This window comes from Capnocytophaga canis (assembly GCF_000827555.1).
In the GTDB taxonomy this organism is placed as follows: domain Bacteria; phylum Bacteroidota; class Bacteroidia; order Flavobacteriales; family Flavobacteriaceae; genus Capnocytophaga; species Capnocytophaga canis.
The window spans coordinates 1-17943 of the sequence record NZ_CDOI01000171.1 but is presented as its reverse complement, the minus strand read 5'-3'; the positions used below and the strand labels follow the sequence as shown (position 1 = coordinate 17943).

Genomic DNA, 17943 nt, shown 5'->3' with positions numbered 1-17943 from the left:
AACAATATGCAACCTTATTAAAAAAAATCAGATTTTAAAACTTTTTGTTCAAAACCCAAATATTGATTTCTATAAATCAACGAAATAACATATTAATTATCAAGCTATTAAAGCTAAGTTTTTGTAACTAATAGTTTATTACCGATATAATACGCAAAATGGTTTAGGCCTATTCTGTACAAGAAAAGACCTAAACCTTATATGTTAAACTTCGTAAAATTATTTCAATTCTACTTCAGCTCCAGCTTCTTCTAAAGACTTTTTAAGACCTTCTGCTTCGTCTTTAGATACACCTTCTTTAATTTTTGAAGGAGCTCCATCAACTACTTCTTTAGCTTCTTTAAGTCCAAGACCTGTTAATTCTTTAACCAATTTAACAACAGCTAATTTGTTAGCACCTGCTGATTTCAAGAATACATCAAATTCTGTTTTTTCAGCTACAGCCTCACCTGCTACTGCTGGACCTGCTGCTACTGCAACCGCTGCAGCTGCTGGCTCAATTCCGTACTCATCTTTTAAAATTTGAGCAAGTTCGTTTACTTCTTTAACTGTTAAGTTTACTAATTGTTCTGCGAAATTTTTTAAATCTGCCATTTTCTATCGTTTTTTAAGTTTGTTATAAAATTTAATTTTGTGCGTTCAATCTACTATTTTTCAGACAAAGTTTTAATAATACCTGCCAATTTTCCACCTCCTGATTTAAGAGCTGAAACAACATTTTTAGCAGGTGATTGCAACAATCCGATAATATCGCCAATAAGCTCCTCTCTCGACTTGATTGCAACCAAAGTCTCTAATTGGTCTGCTCCAACGAAGATAGCTTCCTCAATAAAAGCACCTTTTAAAACCAATTTATCTGATTTTTTTCTGAATTCTTTGATAAGTTTCGCAGGGGCATTTCCTACCTCTGAAAACATCAAAGTACTATTTCCTTTAAGAACTGACGGCAATTCACCAAATTCTTTTTCAGAAGCCTCCATTGCCTTTGCAAGCAACGTATTTTTAACAACTGCCAATTTGATATTCGCCTTGAAACAAGCCTTACGTAAGTTTGTTGTTTCATCTGCATTCAAACCAGTTAGGTCAGCAACATAGATTACGTTATTCTCAGCTAACCGTGCAGTCAAATCCTCTATTACTAATGATTTTTCTTCTCTTGTCATAATTTCCTTTTTTAACTACCAATTAAACTGATTTCGTATCTACTGGCACACTTGGGCTCATTGTTGAAGACAAATAGATAGACTTCACATAAGTTCCTTTTGCTGCAGTAGGTTTTAATTTTATTAATGTCTGAATCAACTCATGAGCGTTGTCAATAATTTGCTCTGCTGAGAAAGATACCTTACCGATAGCAGCGTGAACGATACCTGTTTTATCAACACGGAAGTCAATCTTACCTGCTTTCACTTCTTGAACTGCTTTCCCGATTTCCATTGTTACTGTTCCTGTTTTTGGGTTAGGCATCAAACCACGAGGACCTAAAACGCGCCCAAGAGGACCTAATTTACCCATAACACTTGGCATCGTAACAATTACGTCAACATCAGTCCAACCGTCTTTAATTTTTTGCAGATATTCATCCAATCCAACATAATCAGCACCAGCAGCTTTGGCCTCAGCCTCTTTGTCTGGAGTTACCAACGCAAGTACTTTCACGTCCTTACCTGTTCCGTGTGGAAGCGTAACCACACCACGAACCATTTGATTTGCTTTACGAGGATCAACACCCAAACGAACTGCAATATCAACCGAAGCATCGAACTTTGTATATGTGATTTGTTTCAATAGTGCAGAAGCCTCAGCCAACGAGTACAATTTATTGTAATCAACCTTTGATAAAGCCTCTTTGTGTTTCTTTGTCAATTTTGCCATAATTTTTCAGATTAAAAAGGTTTATCACCAGTTACTGTTATACCCATAGAACGTGCTGTACCAGCAACCATACTCATTGCAGACTCAATAGTAAACGCATTCAAATCCGCCATTTTGTCCTCTGCAATAGCTCTTACTTGATCCCAAGTAATGCTTCCTACTTTTTTACGGTTAGGTTGCCCTGAACCTCCTTTAATCTTCGCGGCTTCCAATAGCTGAACTGCAGCAGGTGCGGTTTTAGTAACAAAGTCAAATGACTTGTCTTTATAAACAGTGATAACAACTGGGATAATTTTCCCTTGTTTGTCCTGTGTACGAGCATTGAACTGCTTACAGAACTCCATAATGTTAACACCGGCAGCACCTAATGCGGGTCCAATTGGTGGCGACGGATTCGCTTGACCTCCCCGAGCTTGTAGCTTAACTACTTTACTAATTTCTTTTGCCATTGTTTATTATTAATTAAAAAATTTAAAGTGTAAATAAAATTACACTTTTTTGTCTTATACTTTTTCTACTTGCATATAACTCAACTCAAGTGGCGTTTTTCGTCCAAAAATTTTAACCATTACCTCAAGTTTACGTTTTTCCTCATTTACTTTTTCAACTGTTCCATTAAAACCATTGAACGGCCCATCAATTACTTTAATTGTTTCTCCAACCGTATACGGAATCGCAACAGCTTCTACATTTTCGGCAAGATCATCGACCTGTCCCAACATGCGGTTCACATCTGATTTTCTCAGTGGAAGCGGATCTCCTCCTTTAGTTTCACTTAAAAAACTAACAACTCCTGGAATTGATTTGATTATGTGGATAACTTCACCTGCTAAGTTTGCTTTTACCATAACATAGCCCGGCATATGCACTTTCTCCTTATTTATTTTCTTTCCGTTGCGAATCTGAACAACTTTCTCAGTAGGCACTAAAACCTCCTCCACATAATCAGCGTACCCCAAACGAGTAGTTTCATTTTCTATGTAGTTCTTAACCTTATTTTCTTGTCCAGTAACAGCTTTAACAACGTACCATTTTTTCTCTAATATTCCAGACATCCCGTTATTTTTTTACTTCATAAAGTTAAAATACCAAGCCATTAGCCTCTCAAAGAAAGAATCCATTCCCCAAATTAGGAGTGAAAACAAAACTGAAAAAACCACTACGATAACCATTTCCTTTTGAGCCTGAGCTAAGGTTGGCCACGTAACGTGATTTTTTAATTCCTCATAAGATTCTTTAATATAATTTACCATTATCTTATCGTTTTTGCACGGGTGGAGGGATTCGAACCCCCATCAACGGTTTTGGAGACCGCTATTCTACCCTTGAACTACACCCGTCTTTCATAAAGAAGTTTTGAACCATAAAGTTCAAAACCTCTTTAATATTATTAAATTGAAATATCAATTCTTATTAGTCAAGAATTTCAGTTACTTGACCTGCACCTACTGTACGTCCTCCTTCACGGATAGCGAAACGAAGTCCTACATTAAGAGCGATAGCTTGTAACAACTCTACTGTAATTGTTACGTTATCTCCTGGCATAACCATCTCAACTCCTTCAGGTAATGAGATAGTACCTGTTACGTCAGTTGTACGTACATAGAACTGAGGACGATATTTATCTTTAAATGGAGTATGACGTCCACCCTCTTCTTTGCTCAAGATATACACCTCTGCTTTGAATTTAGCGTGAGGCTTAACAGAACCTGGTTTACAAATAACCATACCACGTTTGATATCTTTTTTATCAATACCACGAAGTAATAGACCTACGTTATCACCAGCCTCTCCCCTGTCAAGGATTTTACGGAACATCTCTACCCCCGTGATTGTAGAAGTCAATTTCTCAGCTCCCATACCGATGATTTCAACAGCCTCACCTGTTTTAGCAACCCCTGTTTCAATACGTCCTGTTGCTACAGTTCCACGTCCTGTAATAGTGAACACGTCTTCAACTGGCATCAAGAATGGCTTATCAATATCACGAGTTGGCAATTCAATCCAGTTATCAACAGCTTCCATTAGTTTCATAACTGTATCAACCCATTTTGGCTCACCATTCAAAGCTCCTAAAGCAGAACCTTGAACGATAGGTCCGTTATCTCCATCATAGTCATAAGAGCTCAACAACTCTCTCATTTCAAGCTCAACAAGCTCTAACAATTCTGGGTCGTCTACCATATCCACTTTGTTCATGAAAACAACGATACGAGGAATACCTACCTGACGTCCTAAAAGGATGTGCTCACGAGTTTGTGGCATTGGACCATCCGTAGCAGCAACTACAAGAATAGCTCCGTCCATCTGAGCAGCACCAGTAATCATGTTTTTAACGTAATCCGCGTGACCAGGACAGTCAACGTGTGCGTAGTGACGGTTTGCTGTTTGATATTCAACGTGTGAAGTGTTGATGGTGATACCTCTTTCTTTTTCCTCAGGAGCGTTATCGATTGAATCGAAACTTCTTGCTTCAGAAAGACCTGCATCAGATAATACTTTAGTGATAGCAGCTGTCAAAGTTGTCTTACCGTGATCCACGTGTCCGATAGTACCAATATTCAAGTGGGGTTTGGAACGATCAAATGTTTCTTTTGCCATGATTAATAATTTTTTTTTAAATCTTAGTTATATAATTCAGTGTTAAATGTGTGCAATTCAAGAGCCAATGACGAGATTTGAACTCGTGACCTCTTCCTTACCAAGGAAGCGCTCTACCCCTGAGCTACACCGGCTTATAGCCTTCTGTGAGCGGGAGACGAGGTTCGAACTCGCGACATTCAGCTTGGAAGGCTGACGCTCTACCAACTGAGCTACTCCCGCATTTTTTTGGTGGGAAGAGCAGGATTCGAACCTGCGAAGACATAGTCAGCAGATTTACAGTCTGCCCTCGTTGGCCGCTTGAGTATCTTCCCTTTGCCACAATTATTAAAAGTATGAACTTTCGAGCCGATAGAGGGATTCGAACCCACGACCCCGAGATTACAAATCACGTGCTCTGGCCAACTGAGCTATATCGGCATAACTCTTTCGTTATTTCTAACGGAGTGCAAATGTATATATATTTTTTTTGTTAGCAAAATTTTTTACGTTTTTTTTACTCATAATTATTCATCATTTTACATAAAACACTGAAAAACAATATTTTATATAAAAAAGATTTGCATACAGAGTGTTATAAAAATCATCATTTGAAAGAGAATGAATTAACTACCTCCCTATCATATTTCTATTAATTCTCTACCTACCAAAGCTACTAGAAAAATGAAACTTTACCCTCTGTTGTATCTGATTCTAGAATTGCTCCAACACCTGAATGCGTTTTTCAATCGGTGGATGTGTAGCAAATAATGACATTATCCCTTTGCTTTTATGTTCTATGAACATCTCTTTTACTTCGTCATTTTTGATATCCAGCTCTGAGTTTCCTGAAATTTTACGTAAAGCACTGGCTAAACCTAAAGGGTTTCGAGTCATTTCAGCGGCTCCTGCATCTGCCATATATTCTCGTTTTCGAGATAGAGCAAATTTAAAGACCATAGATAGTATGTATACGACAAAAGCTATTATCAAAAAGATTAATATGATCATTCCACCTCCACCTTTATCATTACTGCTTTTTTTCCTTGAAGAAAGTCCATTGCTCAGGAGCATACGAAAAGCTAAATCTGCCAAAACAGCAAAAATACCTACAAAAACAATAGTAACTATTAGCAAGCGTACATCTCGATTACGTATATGCATCAGCTCGTGTGCTATAACCCCCTCTAATTCCGCATCATCTAGTGTATTTATAAGTCCTCGGGTAAGGGTTACTGCATATGTTTTTTCATTGATCCCTGAGGCATATGCGTTCAAAACTTCGCTTTCTATGATGTACAGTTTGGGCATCTGCATACCAACCGACATACACAAATTTTCGGTCAAGTTGTAAACCCTCATATTATTCCTACGTTCCAAAGGTTTGGAATTAGTAGCGAATTGAATCATTTGTGTATGAAAAAAGTAAGATATTAGAAACCAAACTCCAACAACAACCAAGACGACAGGTGTCGCTCCTACAAATAAGCTATTGGTAGTAGTAACATTTTGCTCGTTTGTAAAATACAAGAAAGCGTACACTTCCAATAACACCAATAGCGGAAAGGCAATTATTAAAAGTATGGATTTAAAATTATTTCGGGATATCTGAGACTGTATTCCGACGTACTGCATTTCGTTCGCTTTAGAATGAAATCTCTGGAGCTTTGTCGAGGGTTGCTCGTTGCTCTGTTCCTAAATCGAAGAATGGCTGTACAGTCATTTTCTTCATTCCCGCTACAATATTGGTAGGAATTGACTGAATGGCTGTATTCAATTCTCTGGTCGTTGAATTGAAATATCTTCGCACCGAAGCTAATTTGTTTTCTATATCAGCTATCTCTTGCTGTAAGTGCATGAAATTAGTATTCGCTTTCAAATCGGGATATGCTTCTACCTGAATATTAAATGCCGACATTGCCATTCCCAATTCTTTTTCAGCTGCTATTTTTGAATTGACGTCTGTAGCATTCATGGCCTTACTTCGGGCTTGTGTCACTCGAGTCAAAACATCGGCTTCGTGTTGCATATATCCTTTAACCGCTCCTAACAACTGAGGAATTAAATCGTGACGTTGCTTTAACTGAACGTCAATATCGGCAAAGGCATTTTCTCGATTGTTTGACAAAGCAACCAATCTATTGTTGGTCATCACGTACCAAATTATCAATATTACAACAACCCCTAAAATGATTAATCCTATCATATTTTTATTTATTTAAGTTAACTGGGACAAAGTTACTATTTTTTTTTATTTTATCCAAAATGTTTTGAAATTTATCGTTCTGAAAAATACGTCTCCTTACGGCTCCCCATTCTTTGTATTCTCACCAAAAAAAATGTACCTTTGTCTTCTCTTATTTTTTTATGAAAAAGCTATACATTTTATCAATTATCGCCTTTTTACCAATTCTTTTTTTGAGGTGCAATAAAACTGAAACACCTCCTAATATTGTTTTGTTTGTAGTTGATGATATGGGGTGGCAGGATACTTCGGTTGATTTTTTTGAACAAACTACGGATTTCAATCACATGTACGAAACTCCTAATATGGAACGGTTAGCGAGACAAGGAATGAAATTCACCCAGGCTTACGCTACCCCGATTTGTTCCCCTTCGAGAGTAAGTCTTTTCACGGGAACAAACGCAGCAAGACATCAAGTAACGAACTGGACTCTGCTTAGAGACACTTCTACGGATCAAAAAGACACTTTACTTACCTATCCGGAATGGAACGTTAATGGCATTGCTACCGAAAGTGGCATTCCGCGTACGTTTGTTTCCACTACCCTACCTCAGCTACTACAAAAATCGGGATATCATAACATTCATATAGGAAAGGCTCATTTTGCTGCCAAAGACACTCCCTGCGAAAATCCTATTAACATGGGATTCCACGTGAATGTGGGTGGACATGCAGCAGGTGGATTGAAATCTTATGAAGGAGTAGACAACTTTGGGAACGACACGATACAAAAAAACATTTTTGCCGTCCCGCATCTAGAAGAATTTCATGGAAAAGATATTTTCGTTACAGAAGCCTTGACTCAAAAAGCCATTGAGAAACTTCAGAAACGCCCGAAAGAGAAACCTTTCTTTTTGTATATGTCACACTATGCCATTCATGTTCCAATAATGGGGGACAAACGTTTTGTTAACAAATATTTAGACAAAGGAATGCATCCTGTTGAAGCTAAATATGCCTCCCTAATTGAAGGTATGGACAAAAGTTTAGGAGATTTGATGAATTTTTTAGAACAGGAAGAGTTAAGTGAAAATACAATCATTATTTTTATCTCCGATAACGGTGGATTAGACGCTTGGGCAAGAGGCTTGTCAAAGAACAGTGCTAACCATCCATTGGCAAGTGGCAAGGGTTCGTTAAAAGAAGGAGGCATCCGCATTCCATTTTTGGTGTCTTGGAAAGGAAAAATCATTGGAAATCAAACAAATAATAATATTGTAAGTATCGAAGATATTTTCCCTTCATTATTAGAAATTTGCAATATAGAAAAAGAAAATATCATACAAACTATTGACGGAAAAAGCTTTGTAAATCAACTTTTTACCCCAACTAAAAACATTCCTGAAAGAAATCTTTACTGGCATTTGCCTAATAATTGGTTTGGTTACAATCGCACATTAGGGTTGGGAGCATCAAGTGCTATTCGTAAAGGTAATTACAAACTCATATATTACCATGACTCTCAAGATTTTGAACTTTATAACATAACAACAGATATTAGTGAAAAACATAATATAGCTACTGAAAATCAGACTAAAACAGAGGAATTAGCTCATGATTTAGCAAATTATTTACGAGAGGCAAAAGCTCAAATGCCAACTGTTCAAATTACTGGAAAGCAAGTACCTTATCCTGATGAAGTTATAAATAAAAAACCGTAGATATGAGAACTCTTATTATTACTTTTCTGTTGCTGATTTCGGGAATATCATTCGCCCAAAAGGTGGTTATAAAAACCTCGAAAGGCGATATTATTGTAAAATTATTCCCTAAAAAAGCTCCTAAAACGGTAGCTAACTTTCTCAGATACGTTGATGAGGAGCGATATGACGAAAGAAGTTTTTATCGAGTTGTGAGGCTTAATAATCAGGGACAAAGTACAACTCCAATTGAGGTAATCCAAGGTGGATTTTACAACGATACGCTCAATGTTTATCCCCCTATCAAAATTGAAACCACCGAACAGACGGGACTATCACATAAAATAGGAGCTGTTTCAATGGCTCGAAACGCTCCCGATAGTGCTACAACAGAATTTTTTATCGTACTTAACCAGCGTCAGCCACAGTTAGATTATGGCGGCAAACGAAATTCTGACGGATACGGATTTGCTGTATTCGGAAAAGTAGTCAAAGGGATGAAGATTGTCAAAGAAATCCAAAAAGGCAAAACCGTTCTATGGGAGGGATACGGACAGGAACAACTATTAAAAGAACCTGTCAGGATTATTTCCATACGAAGACTAATAAACTAAATCCAGTACTTTTCAAAATTCTTCTTTGATTTTTCATTTTTTATACTTATATTTGCGTTTTAACACATAAAAAAACATTACACTATGTCATTTACATTACCAAAATTACCTTATGCTTATGATGCCTTAGAGCCTCATATTGATGCACGTACTATGGAAATTCACCATACGAAACATCACAATGCTTACACTACTAATCTAAATACAGCCATTGCTGGTACGGATTTAGAAGGAAAGTCTATCGAAGAAATTTTGAAAAACTTAGATATGAACAACGGAGCTGTTCGCAATAACGGAGGTGGTTTCTACAACCACAACCTATTTTGGGAAGTGATGTCTTCAAAAGGAGGCGGACAACCTACGGGCGAATTGGCTAACGCTATTAACGAGGCTTTTGGAAGTTTTGAAGCTTTCAAGGAAGCGTTCGCAAAAGCAGCAGCTACACGTTTCGGTTCAGGATGGGCTTGGCTTTGCGTTCACAAGGGTGGCAAAGTTGAAGTATGTTCTTCTGCAAATCAAGATAACCCTCTAATGCCTAACATAGGCTGTGGGGGATTGCCAATCTTAGGGTTAGATGTTTGGGAGCATGCCTATTACCTAAATTACCAAAACCGTCGTCCTGATTACATTCAAGCATTCTTTAATGTTATCAATTGGGAGAAAGTAGCGGAGCTTTACGCTAAAGGAAAATAAGAATTGTTTCCATAATTATACGTAAAAGAGGTTGTTCTTTTTTCAAGACAACCTCTTTTTTTGATTTTTATCAGATGTTTTACTCCTACTTCAAAAGGACAGCTGCCACAGTTACGTAGCTTGTAGTATCAATCAGAATTGCACTTCCTGTTTCTCGTATTTTCTTGTAGCTGTCATATGCTAAAGGACTTGACGTTTTGATTTTTACAGTTACTACCTCATTCAACGAAACGGACGAAACGCCTCCAAACCGCTCTAAAGTATTCACATCAATTCGCTCTCTAATTTCCTTAACGATAGCATTAACCACTTGGGTATTATGTTGCAATAAATAACGCCCTCCAAGGTGTAACGGACGTTCATCCATCCAGCAGATGGTGGCCTCCAACTCATTGGAAACTTTGATAAGTTCATCATCTTTAGCAATTAATGAACCCCGACTGACATCTACATCTTCCTCCAAGTGAAGTACAGCACTTTGGGGAGCAAATGCTTCTACAACCTCTTGATTATTAACTTCGACAGCGGAAATGGTCGCCTCTATTTTGGAAGGATAAACCACTACCTTATCTCCTTTTTTAAATATGCCACTTTCAATTTTCCCTGCATATCCCCGATAATCATGAAGTTCTTCCGTTTGTGGTCTTAACACCAATTGCACGGGAAAACGAGCATTTGTCAAGTTAGTGGACGTGGCTAATTCAATAGTTTCTAATCGATTTAGTAATGAAGTTCCCTCGTACCAGTCCATCTTTGTTGATTTCTCAACAATGTTATCACCATTTAAAGCACTAATGGGAATGAATTCTACTCCGTTAAGCTCTAATGCTTTGGCTACTTTCTCATATTCTTGTTTAATTTCTTCGAAACGATTTTGTGAAAAATCTACTAAATCCATCTTGTTGATGGCAACAATCACATGAGGAATATTTAACAAAGATGCTATGATGGAGTGGCGTTTTGTCTGTTCAATAACTCCATTTCGAGCATCAATTAGGATAATTATCAGATCAGCATTTGAAGCTCCTGTGACCATGTTTCGAGTGTACTGAATATGTCCTGGTGCATCAGCGATAATGAATTTACGCTTAGGTGTTGAAAAATATTTATATGCCACATCAATGGTGATACCTTGCTCACGCTCGGCACGAAGCCCATCAGTCAGTAGTGCTAAATCGACACTTCCGTCTTCCCGGTTTTTTGAACTACGTTCCAAGGCCTCCATTTGGTCTATCAATATATTTTTACTGTCGTAAAGAAGCCTTCCGATTAATGTACTTTTTCCGTCATCAACACTTCCTGCTGTTAAAAACCTAAGTATATCCATTGCTTTTTATTCATTAACTTATGTCCGCAAAGGTAATAAATAATTGCATAACTAAAAAATCTTTTAAAAAAGTTTGTCATAATAAAAAAAAATCCTATATTTGCACCCGCAAACTCGGATGGAGTGATATGAATTGGCGAGGTAGCTCAGTTGGTTAGAGCGTTGGATTCATAACCCAAAGGTCACGGGTTCAAATCCCGTCTTCGCTACTTTTTAAGCGTAATAAATTGATAAACAATTTGTTACGCTTATTTGTTTTAAGTAACTGTGTCAAAATTGGGACAATTATTGAGGTTGATTTTTAATGCCTTAATAAAAAATGCCTAAAAATCACTCAAAAAATCTTCAAGCCCTCAATAGGGCAAAAATATTCGTAGATTGTAAACCTGCCGAGCTTCACAAAGGCAAAGAGTGGAGAGTAAAGTTTTTTTTGAATTATTATATATTTAATTGATTATTCAGCTTCAAAAATAAAAGTTTCAAGGAGTTTTCTAACATTGTTTTTTGACTTCGAGTAGCATTTTACTTTTCTTTTAAATCTTGCCAAATGATGTCTTATTCTGCTATTATATCCCTCCTCTGTAAAGGTTTCTGTTTTGGATTCCATATGCTTTTCACTTGGAATTACCTCTGAATAACTCTTCGAATAATCGCTACAAAAACCATTGATATCTCTGCTTTTCAATTGTTTTCAAAGTTTCAAGAAAGTTTCTGTATACTGCTTGCCACAATATTCAATATCCTTCCAAATACATTTGCAAAGCAAGGCGCTTTTGTTCTGGCGTTTTACATCAGATTTTTTCTCAACACTGAAAAAATAACCACACTCTTTACATTTATATTACTATCTTCCTCCAACAAAACCTGCCTTAATCTTATTTAACGATTCGCATCTGGTACATTTCATTCGGCTAAATTATATGAAATATACCAAATTTAAAATACCATTTTTTAGGAGGTTTCGAAAAGAAAGATATGTCATAAAAAACAACACCTCTGAAAATTTTGGTAAGAATCAAATCCAGAGGTGTTGTTTTTTACGGATGAAATATCTTTATTTAGCCTTATTATATAATTCTGCTACTTTATTCCAATCAATTACGTTAAAGAAATTTTGAATGTAATCTCCTCTTTTATTTTGATATTTTAGGTAGTACGCATGTTCCCACACATCCATTCCTAAGATAGGTGTTCCAGAAATTTCCAATCCTGGCATCAAAGGATTATCTTGGTTAGCTGTACTTCCGATTTGTAATTTACCATTATTTACAACTAGCCACGCCCATCCTGATCCGAAGCGTTTACCTCCTGCCTCTGCAAAAAGTTTTTTAAAATTTTCAAAACTTCCGAACTCATTGTTGATAGCTGTTGCCAAAGTTCCTGTTGGCATACCTCCTCCTTTTGGAGAAATTACACCAAAATAGAGATTGTGGTTATAATAGCCTCCAGCATTGTTTCGTAAGGTCGCGTTATTCATATCCAAAGTTTTAAGCACTTGTTCAATGGATTGATTTGCTTGAGCTTTGCCTTCAACAGCTTTGTTTAGATTGTTCAAGTATCCTACGTAATGTTTCGAAAAGTGTATGAACATAGTTTCCTGGTCAATGTAAGAACTAACCGCATCGTAACCATAGTTTAGAGGTACGATTTTAAAGGCTCCTTCATTGGCTTTAACTTCACTGGGACTTCCGTAATTTACTTTTTCTGTTTTAGCTTGTCGGGTTTCTTTTTTCTTTTTCTGAGCATATAGCTCTCCTGATGAGAAAACAGCTCCTGAAAATATCAGAGCTGTCATAGGGATTAATTTACGTAATTTCATAATGTGACATATTTTTTCTCGCCAAAAATAGAAAAAAAATATAGATATAAAAATTATTTTTCATTTTTTCTGTACTATCGGATGATATTAACGCCTTATTATCAATAAGTTTTTCCTTAAAAGAGATTTTTTAGTACATTAGCTTCTAAATTTTATTTTCCACTAGAATAGAAAGAGAGCTTCTAAATTTGGTAATTTTTAGGCTAAACAAACTTCAATAATTTGTTATTTGTTATTTTTATGTTACCTTTGTGGGAGTAATTTATTTCAGATTTTTACAAACTTAAAAAAATAAAATCATGTATAAAACACTCTGTTTTTATTTGTTGTGTTTGGTGTCAGTACCTATATTTTCTCAATCAGTTATTGAGGGATATGTGTCTGATTATCAAATGAAAAATGCATTACAAGATGTAAAGGTTCGTGTTGAGGGTACTACCATCGTTGGGGTTACGGACATCAACGGTTTTTTTAGTATTGAACTTCCGGAAGGATCTTATGTATTGCGTTTTTCAAAGGAATCTTATGTTGAAAAACGCATGTTGATAGAACTCTCGGGATTGAAAGTTACCTTGCCGGTAGTTTTTATGGATGCCGATTTTGTCCATGAATCTGAACAAATGGCAGTTATCACCGAAAGTGAATTGGAAGATGATGAAAGCGGTGCTGATTCTATGTCTGGACTTTTACATAGTTCACAGGACATTTTTATGCGTCGGGCAGCTTTTGATTTTAGTGCTGTTTTTTTTAAGCCTCGAGGATATGATTCTAAAGATGTTACTGTTTTAATGAATGGAATCCCGATGAATCGTATAGAAAATGGAAGGGCTCAATGGAGTAATTGGGGTGGGCTTAACGATGTCACAAGAACTCAAGAGTCACAGCACGGTATAGCCAAATCAGATTATACTTTCGGAGGAATAGCAGGGGCAAATTATATCAACATAAGACCATCATTGAATCGTCCAGGATTCCGATTTACAACTTCCGCAGGAAATCGAAGCTATGCTGGGCGGATTATGTACACCTACAACTCGGGATTATCTAAAAAAGGATTCGCCTATTCTTTTTCCACATCGCGTCGATGGGCAGGAAATGGGTCGTACATTGATGGAACGCTCTATAATTCATATGCCTCATTTGGTGCGGTTGAATATCACCTAAATCAACACCATAATTTTACGCTCCTCGGAATGTATTCACTTACTCGAAGAGGAAAAACAGCTCCATTGACTCGTGAGGTAATTGATTTGGCAGGATATAAATACAACCCTTACTGGGGAAATCAAGCAGGAGAGATACGAAATTCAAGAAATCGAATAATTGATGAACCTATTTTTATATTGTCGTATGATTTTCATAAGAATAATACTCGCTTGAATGTTGATTTGGGTTATCAGTTTGGAAATATGGGGAACACACGTATAAGCTATGGTAATGCGTCTAATCCTGAACCAAATTATTACCGAAATTTACCCAGTTACTATATAAACCAACGTACGGGGCCAAATTGGGAAATGGCAAATTTGCAAAAGGATTATTTTTTGAAGCATCAACAATTGGATTGGTCATCGTTGTACCGTGCCAATATGAATACTCGTAATGATCGTAGCGCTTTCATTATCAGTAATGATGTGAATGATGAACGTACGTTTTCTGCTAATGTAAACTTTTCAACTCCTCTACAGGAAAACATTCAATGGACATCAGGATTAGTCTACCGAAATATAACTTCTGAAAATTATGCACAGATAGATGATTTGTTGGGAGGTTCTTTCTTTATGAATTACGACTATTTTGCGAATAAACCGTATGATGAGAATGATACTAATTTACAAAAAGTCAAAGGAGATAAATGGAATTATGAATACGGATTGAAAAGTTCTTTAGGAGAATTCTTTTCGCAGGTGGATTTTAAGTTTCATAAGGTTGATTTTTTTGTTACAGGTAGGCTACATCATGCTGAATATCAACGCGAAGGAAAATATAACTATGCTCTTTTTGCGGATTCTTTTGGCAAGGGTGACCGAAAAATATTTAGAGGCGTGAGTACCAAAGCTGGACTGACTTATGCTCTCACAGGAAGACATATTTTCCAGCTGAATACCGGCTATTTTAATACTCCACAATCCATACGAAATAGTTTTGCTAATATTCGTTATTCCAACAGAATACTGCCGAACTTAAAAAATGAAACGGCCTACACTTTTGATGGAAGCTATATTCTCCGAGTACCTTACTTCAAATCACGCTTGACAGGATACTACACTCATGTTGAAAATACTTCTGAAACCAACTTTTTCTTTACAGAAATGGCTTTGACCGATGAAATTTCAAGTGATTTTATTTCACAAACGGTTGACAACATTCAAAAACGACATTTTGGTTTGGAATTTGGTGCGGAGGCTCAGATTTTTCCTACGTGGAAGGTTACAGCAGCCGCAGCTATCGGACAACATACATATACCAATAATCCTAAAATGTATGTGTCATCGGGAGAAATAGGAGTAATTGAAGTAGATAAAGTATCGTTGAAGAACTACCGTGTTCCAAGTGGGCCGCAACAGGCTTATTCCATAGGGATCGAGCATCGAAATAAAAAATATTGGTGGGTATCTGCTACTGCTAATCTATTGACTGATAATTACGTATCTATATCTGCTATTAATAGAACGCGCGGTTTTTTTATCAATCCAGATACTAGAAAAACATTTACAGATATTGATGAAGAACTCGCTCGCAAACTACTAAAACAGGAACGTTTACAAGATGTTTTTTTGGTAAATGTTGTAGGAGGAAAATCATGGCGTATTAAAAAAACGTACGTGAGCCTAATTGGTAGTGTCAACAATTTATTCGGTCAAAATTTTGTCTCAGGAGGCTTCGAACAGTCACGCACTGCTAACTACGGAAGTATGCTCAGAGACAATGCTCACGGCGTACCATCGTTTGGCCCTCGTTACTTTTTGGGCTACGGACGAACCTATATGATTAATTTAGCTATAAGTATATAAACCTTTAAAGAAAATGATTATGAAATCTCGAAAAATAATTTCTATTTTTAGTATGCTTTTACTATCATTGGTTGCAATTGTTGCCTGTGTAAAAGATACAGATTACGAACTTCCAGATTATGACAAAGGACAACTCACTCCTTTTAATGGAGAGATTGTGAGTTTCACAAAAGCAAATAGCTCAGCTACAGCCGAAGTTACTGACTATGCCAAAGATGAGGCTATTGAAGGATATATCGTTTCAAGTGATGAAGGAGGTAACTTTTATAAGAAGTTGTATATCCAGAACGAAGAAAAAACAGCTGGAGTAGCAGTAAGTATTGATAAAACTGCTTTGTACACTGAGTTCCCTGTTGGAAGTAAAGTACAACTTCGTTTGAAAGGACTTAGCACTCAGATTAACAACGGAGGATTGGAAATTGGCTACAAAACTTATACAAGTAGCAGTGGAAGAGTGAGTGTGGGAAGTATTCCCCCTGCCGTTTATTCATCTCATCTTTTTGTTCTAAAGGATCAGAGTAAAACCGTTGAAGAGTTAGCAAAAGCAGATGCTTCTATTGAGACTTTAAAAGTAAATTCTAATGTAAATCAATTAATTACATTAAAAAATGTATCTTTCCAAACCGCTGCAATCGGAAAAACCTATCACTTAAAAGCCAATGATGCACAGCAAGGAACAAACTATAATTTGATAGACAAACAAGGTCAAAAAATTGCATTTAGAACCAGCCGATATGCTAATTTTATTGATGAGAAAGTACCTGCAGGTATTTTAGATGTCACAGGAGTATTAACAAAATATGGCTCATCCTATCAATTTATGGTAAGTTCAACCAGTGATATTAAGGTTATTGGAGAAGGAAATAATGAGGAGGAAACAGAACAAATTACCATTTCGCAATTCCCTTTTGATGAATCCTTCTCTTCAGGAATGCCTAAAGGATGGAAAACTATTGCTACCAAGGGAGATAGACTGTGGGAAATAAAAACTTTCAATAAAGTTAATTATGTACAAATGTCGGCATTTAAGCAAAATGCTGTGATTGATGTAACTACATGGCTAATTACGCCAAAATTTAACATTACAACTGAAGATCTGGCTCTAAAAATTAAATTAGCAGATGCTCATCAAAATGGGAATCCGCTAAAAATATATTACAGTAGTGATTACAACGGAAGCAATGATGTTAATGGGGCTACATGGAAGGAACTCGGTAAGTCAGCAATCGATGCGTTGATAAACAACAGTGGAAAATATGATAACAACTATGAAGAATCTGCGGCTATTCCACTTCCAAAAGGAGAAATTTATATTGCTTTTGTATACGAAAGTGGAGGAAAAATAAGTACAACTGTCCAACTGCAAAATGTACACATAGGTCAAAATCAGGGAGAAACTCCCGATAATCCTGACACAGACGCAACTCTGAAAACCGTAAAAGAAATTCGTGAGTTACTTGCATCAGAAACTTTTGTTTTTGAGGAAAATGTAAAAATCAAAGTCGTAATAACATCTGACAAAGAAGCGAAAAACGTGGCAGGTGCAAATGCTTTTGCTCAGGATAATACAGCAGGTATTGCCTTACGATTCGCTTCTGCTCATTCCTATGCGTTGGGTACTGAATTAGAATTGAACCTAAAAGGTACTAAACTGAAAAAATATAATGGATTATTACAAATCGAAGGACTCAAAGTTAGTAACGTTATCAATCAAAAAGCAGATGCGGGAGTGCCTACTCCGAAAACAATTACCATTGCAGAGGCTTTAACAGGAAACTACGAGAGCCAATTGGTGCGTATTGAAAATGCTCAGTTTACGGATGTTTTAAAAATCTACAGCGGAACTCAAACTATCACTACGGATTGTACCAATCATTTGGCTGTATACACCCGAAAAGAAGCATCTTTTGCAGGAAAAGACGTTAGCGATAAAAAAGGTACAATCACTGGGGTAATGGGAGTTCATTCCAGTGGCATTCAACTCATAATGAGAAATATAAATGATGTGAAATTTGAAAATGATTACACTAAATGTGAAGGAGATACTCCCGATAATCCTGATACAGAGGCAACTCTGAAAACTGTAAAAGAAATACGTGAATTACTTAAGGCAGAAACTTTTGTTTTTGAGGAAAA

The 17943-nt window shown here is 36.6% G+C and carries 16 protein-coding genes, 6 tRNA genes and 1 pseudogene; 6 read left to right on the top strand and 17 right to left on the bottom strand.

Annotated elements, in window-relative coordinates:
- Window positions 1-219: 219 nt before the first annotated feature.
- From rplL to CCAND38_RS08660, 14 genes are all read right to left on the bottom strand, one after another.
- The gene (rplL, locus tag CCAND38_RS08725) at window positions 220-594 is read right to left on the bottom strand and encodes a 50S ribosomal protein L7/L12 (RefSeq protein WP_042344891.1); all 375 of its coding nucleotides are present in this window, start codon (window positions 592-594) and stop codon (window positions 220-222) included.
- Window positions 595-647: 53 nt separating this feature from the next.
- Complete coding sequence (gene rplJ / locus CCAND38_RS08720) at window positions 648-1163, bottom strand: 50S ribosomal protein L10 (RefSeq protein ID WP_042005300.1); 516 nt, start codon at window positions 1161-1163, stop codon at window positions 648-650.
- Window positions 1164-1185: 22 nt separating this feature from the next.
- Window positions 1186-1875 carry a 50S ribosomal protein L1 gene (rplA, locus tag CCAND38_RS08715; RefSeq protein ID WP_042005299.1) on the bottom strand — a complete coding sequence of 230 codons (690 nt, stop codon included), beginning with the start codon at window positions 1873-1875 and terminating at the stop codon, window positions 1186-1188.
- 11 nt (window positions 1876-1886) lie between these two features.
- Window positions 1887-2324 (bottom strand): 50S ribosomal protein L11, encoded by a 438-nt coding sequence (rplK, locus tag CCAND38_RS08710; protein WP_042005298.1) that lies wholly within the window; start codon window positions 2322-2324, stop codon window positions 1887-1889.
- 54 nt (window positions 2325-2378) lie between these two features.
- Window positions 2379-2930: a transcription termination/antitermination protein NusG gene (nusG, locus tag CCAND38_RS08705; RefSeq protein ID WP_042005297.1), complete on the bottom strand. Its 552-nt coding sequence runs from the start codon at window positions 2928-2930 to the stop codon at window positions 2379-2381.
- Between the two features lie 12 nt (window positions 2931-2942).
- Window positions 2943-3128 (bottom strand): preprotein translocase subunit SecE, encoded by a 186-nt coding sequence (gene secE, locus CCAND38_RS08700; RefSeq protein ID WP_042344904.1) that lies wholly within the window; start codon window positions 3126-3128, stop codon window positions 2943-2945.
- A 16-nt stretch (window positions 3129-3144) separates the two neighbouring features.
- Window positions 3145-3215, bottom strand: a tRNA-Trp gene (locus CCAND38_RS08695).
- 73 nt (window positions 3216-3288) lie between these two features.
- The gene (tuf, locus tag CCAND38_RS08690; RefSeq protein WP_042344887.1) at window positions 3289-4476 is read right to left on the bottom strand and encodes an elongation factor Tu; all 1188 of its coding nucleotides are present in this window, start codon (window positions 4474-4476) and stop codon (window positions 3289-3291) included.
- 62 nt (window positions 4477-4538) lie between these two features.
- Window positions 4539-4610, bottom strand: a tRNA-Thr gene (locus CCAND38_RS08685).
- 15 nt (window positions 4611-4625) lie between these two features.
- Window positions 4626-4698 (bottom strand) — tRNA-Gly (locus CCAND38_RS08680).
- Window positions 4699-4705: 7 nt separating this feature from the next.
- Window positions 4706-4790 (bottom strand) — tRNA-Tyr (locus tag CCAND38_RS08675).
- 32 nt (window positions 4791-4822) lie between these two features.
- Window positions 4823-4896: transfer RNA gene (locus tag CCAND38_RS08670), tRNA-Thr, on the bottom strand.
- A 273-nt stretch (window positions 4897-5169) separates the two neighbouring features.
- Entirely contained in the window at window positions 5170-6090 is a 921-nt protein-coding gene (locus CCAND38_RS08665) for a M48 family metallopeptidase (protein ID WP_042005294.1), read from the bottom strand.
- 10 nt (window positions 6091-6100) lie between these two features.
- Window positions 6101-6661, bottom strand: coding sequence for a LemA family protein (locus tag CCAND38_RS08660; RefSeq protein ID WP_042005293.1), 561 nt, complete (start codon window positions 6659-6661; stop codon window positions 6101-6103).
- Between the two features lie 212 nt (window positions 6662-6873).
- Between CCAND38_RS08660 and CCAND38_RS08655 the strand changes: the two genes are divergently transcribed.
- The 3 genes from CCAND38_RS08655 (at window position 6874) to CCAND38_RS08645 (ending at window position 9647) form a co-directional block, all read left to right on the top strand.
- On the top strand, window positions 6874-8361 hold the full coding sequence (locus CCAND38_RS08655) for a sulfatase (RefSeq protein WP_231550024.1): 1488 nt from the start codon (window positions 6874-6876) through the stop codon (window positions 8359-8361).
- Between the two features lie 2 nt (window positions 8362-8363).
- Window positions 8364-8954 carry a peptidylprolyl isomerase gene (locus CCAND38_RS08650; protein ID WP_042344884.1) on the top strand — a complete coding sequence of 197 codons (591 nt, stop codon included), beginning with the start codon at window positions 8364-8366 and terminating at the stop codon, window positions 8952-8954.
- Window positions 8955-9038: 84 nt separating this feature from the next.
- Window positions 9039-9647: a superoxide dismutase gene (locus CCAND38_RS08645; RefSeq protein ID WP_042005291.1), complete on the top strand. Its 609-nt coding sequence runs from the start codon at window positions 9039-9041 to the stop codon at window positions 9645-9647.
- An 85-nt stretch (window positions 9648-9732) separates the two neighbouring features.
- Here CCAND38_RS08645 and CCAND38_RS08640 read toward each other — a convergent pair whose 3' ends face one another.
- On the bottom strand, window positions 9733-10974 hold the full coding sequence (locus tag CCAND38_RS08640) for a sulfate adenylyltransferase subunit 1 (protein WP_042344883.1): 1242 nt from the start codon (window positions 10972-10974) through the stop codon (window positions 9733-9735).
- A gap of 135 nt (window positions 10975-11109) precedes the next feature.
- Between CCAND38_RS08640 and CCAND38_RS08635 the strand changes: the two genes are divergently transcribed.
- Window positions 11110-11183 (top strand) — tRNA-Met (locus CCAND38_RS08635).
- Between the two features lie 296 nt (window positions 11184-11479).
- Here the strand turns inward: CCAND38_RS08635 and CCAND38_RS12200 are convergent.
- Both CCAND38_RS12200 and CCAND38_RS08625 read right to left on the bottom strand, forming a co-directional pair.
- Window positions 11480-11644, bottom strand: a pseudogene (locus CCAND38_RS12200) (IS1 family transposase); the annotation flags it as partial.
- 384 nt (window positions 11645-12028) lie between these two features.
- Window positions 12029-12793 carry a superoxide dismutase gene (locus tag CCAND38_RS08625; RefSeq protein ID WP_042344882.1) on the bottom strand — a complete coding sequence of 255 codons (765 nt, stop codon included), beginning with the start codon at window positions 12791-12793 and terminating at the stop codon, window positions 12029-12031.
- Window positions 12794-13092: 299 nt separating this feature from the next.
- On the opposite strand from CCAND38_RS08625, the gene CCAND38_RS08620 reads away from it, so the two are divergent.
- Together CCAND38_RS08620 and CCAND38_RS11395 are read left to right on the top strand one after the other, a co-directional pair.
- Window positions 13093-15807, top strand: a complete 2715-nt coding sequence (locus CCAND38_RS08620) for a carboxypeptidase-like regulatory domain-containing protein (protein WP_042344881.1) — start codon at window positions 13093-13095, stop codon at window positions 15805-15807.
- Window positions 15808-15826: 19 nt separating this feature from the next.
- A partial coding sequence (locus CCAND38_RS11395; protein WP_156129791.1) for a DUF5689 domain-containing protein occupies window positions 15827-17943 on the top strand: 2117 nt, incomplete at its 3' end.

Coding starts and splice junctions, on each gene's coding strand:
- rplL (WP_042344891.1), bottom strand. CDS start 594: ATGGCAGATTTAAAAAATTTCGCAGAACAATTAGTAAACTTAACAGTT.
- rplJ (WP_042005300.1), bottom strand. CDS start 1,163: ATGACAAGAGAAGAAAAATCATTAGTAATAGAGGATTTGACTGCACGG.
- rplA (WP_042005299.1), bottom strand. CDS start 1,875: ATGGCAAAATTGACAAAGAAACACAAAGAGGCTTTATCAAAGGTTGAT.
- rplK (WP_042005298.1), bottom strand. CDS start 2,324: ATGGCAAAAGAAATTAGTAAAGTAGTTAAGCTACAAGCTCGGGGAGGT.
- nusG (WP_042005297.1), bottom strand. CDS start 2,930: ATGTCTGGAATATTAGAGAAAAAATGGTACGTTGTTAAAGCTGTTACT.
- secE (WP_042344904.1), bottom strand. CDS start 3,128: ATGGTAAATTATATTAAAGAATCTTATGAGGAATTAAAAAATCACGTT.
- tuf (WP_042344887.1), bottom strand. CDS start 4,476: ATGGCAAAAGAAACATTTGATCGTTCCAAACCCCACTTGAATATTGGT.
- CCAND38_RS08665 (WP_042005294.1), bottom strand. CDS start 6,090: ATGCAGTACGTCGGAATACAGTCTCAGATATCCCGAAATAATTTTAAA.
- CCAND38_RS08660 (WP_042005293.1), bottom strand. CDS start 6,661: ATGATAGGATTAATCATTTTAGGGGTTGTTGTAATATTGATAATTTGG.
- CCAND38_RS08650 (WP_042344884.1), top strand. CDS start 8,364: ATGAGAACTCTTATTATTACTTTTCTGTTGCTGATTTCGGGAATATCA.
- CCAND38_RS08645 (WP_042005291.1), top strand. CDS start 9,039: ATGTCATTTACATTACCAAAATTACCTTATGCTTATGATGCCTTAGAG.
- CCAND38_RS08640 (WP_042344883.1), bottom strand. CDS start 10,974: ATGGATATACTTAGGTTTTTAACAGCAGGAAGTGTTGATGACGGAAAA.
- CCAND38_RS08625 (WP_042344882.1), bottom strand. CDS start 12,793: ATGAAATTACGTAAATTAATCCCTATGACAGCTCTGATATTTTCAGGA.
- CCAND38_RS08620 (WP_042344881.1), top strand. CDS start 13,093: ATGTATAAAACACTCTGTTTTTATTTGTTGTGTTTGGTGTCAGTACCT.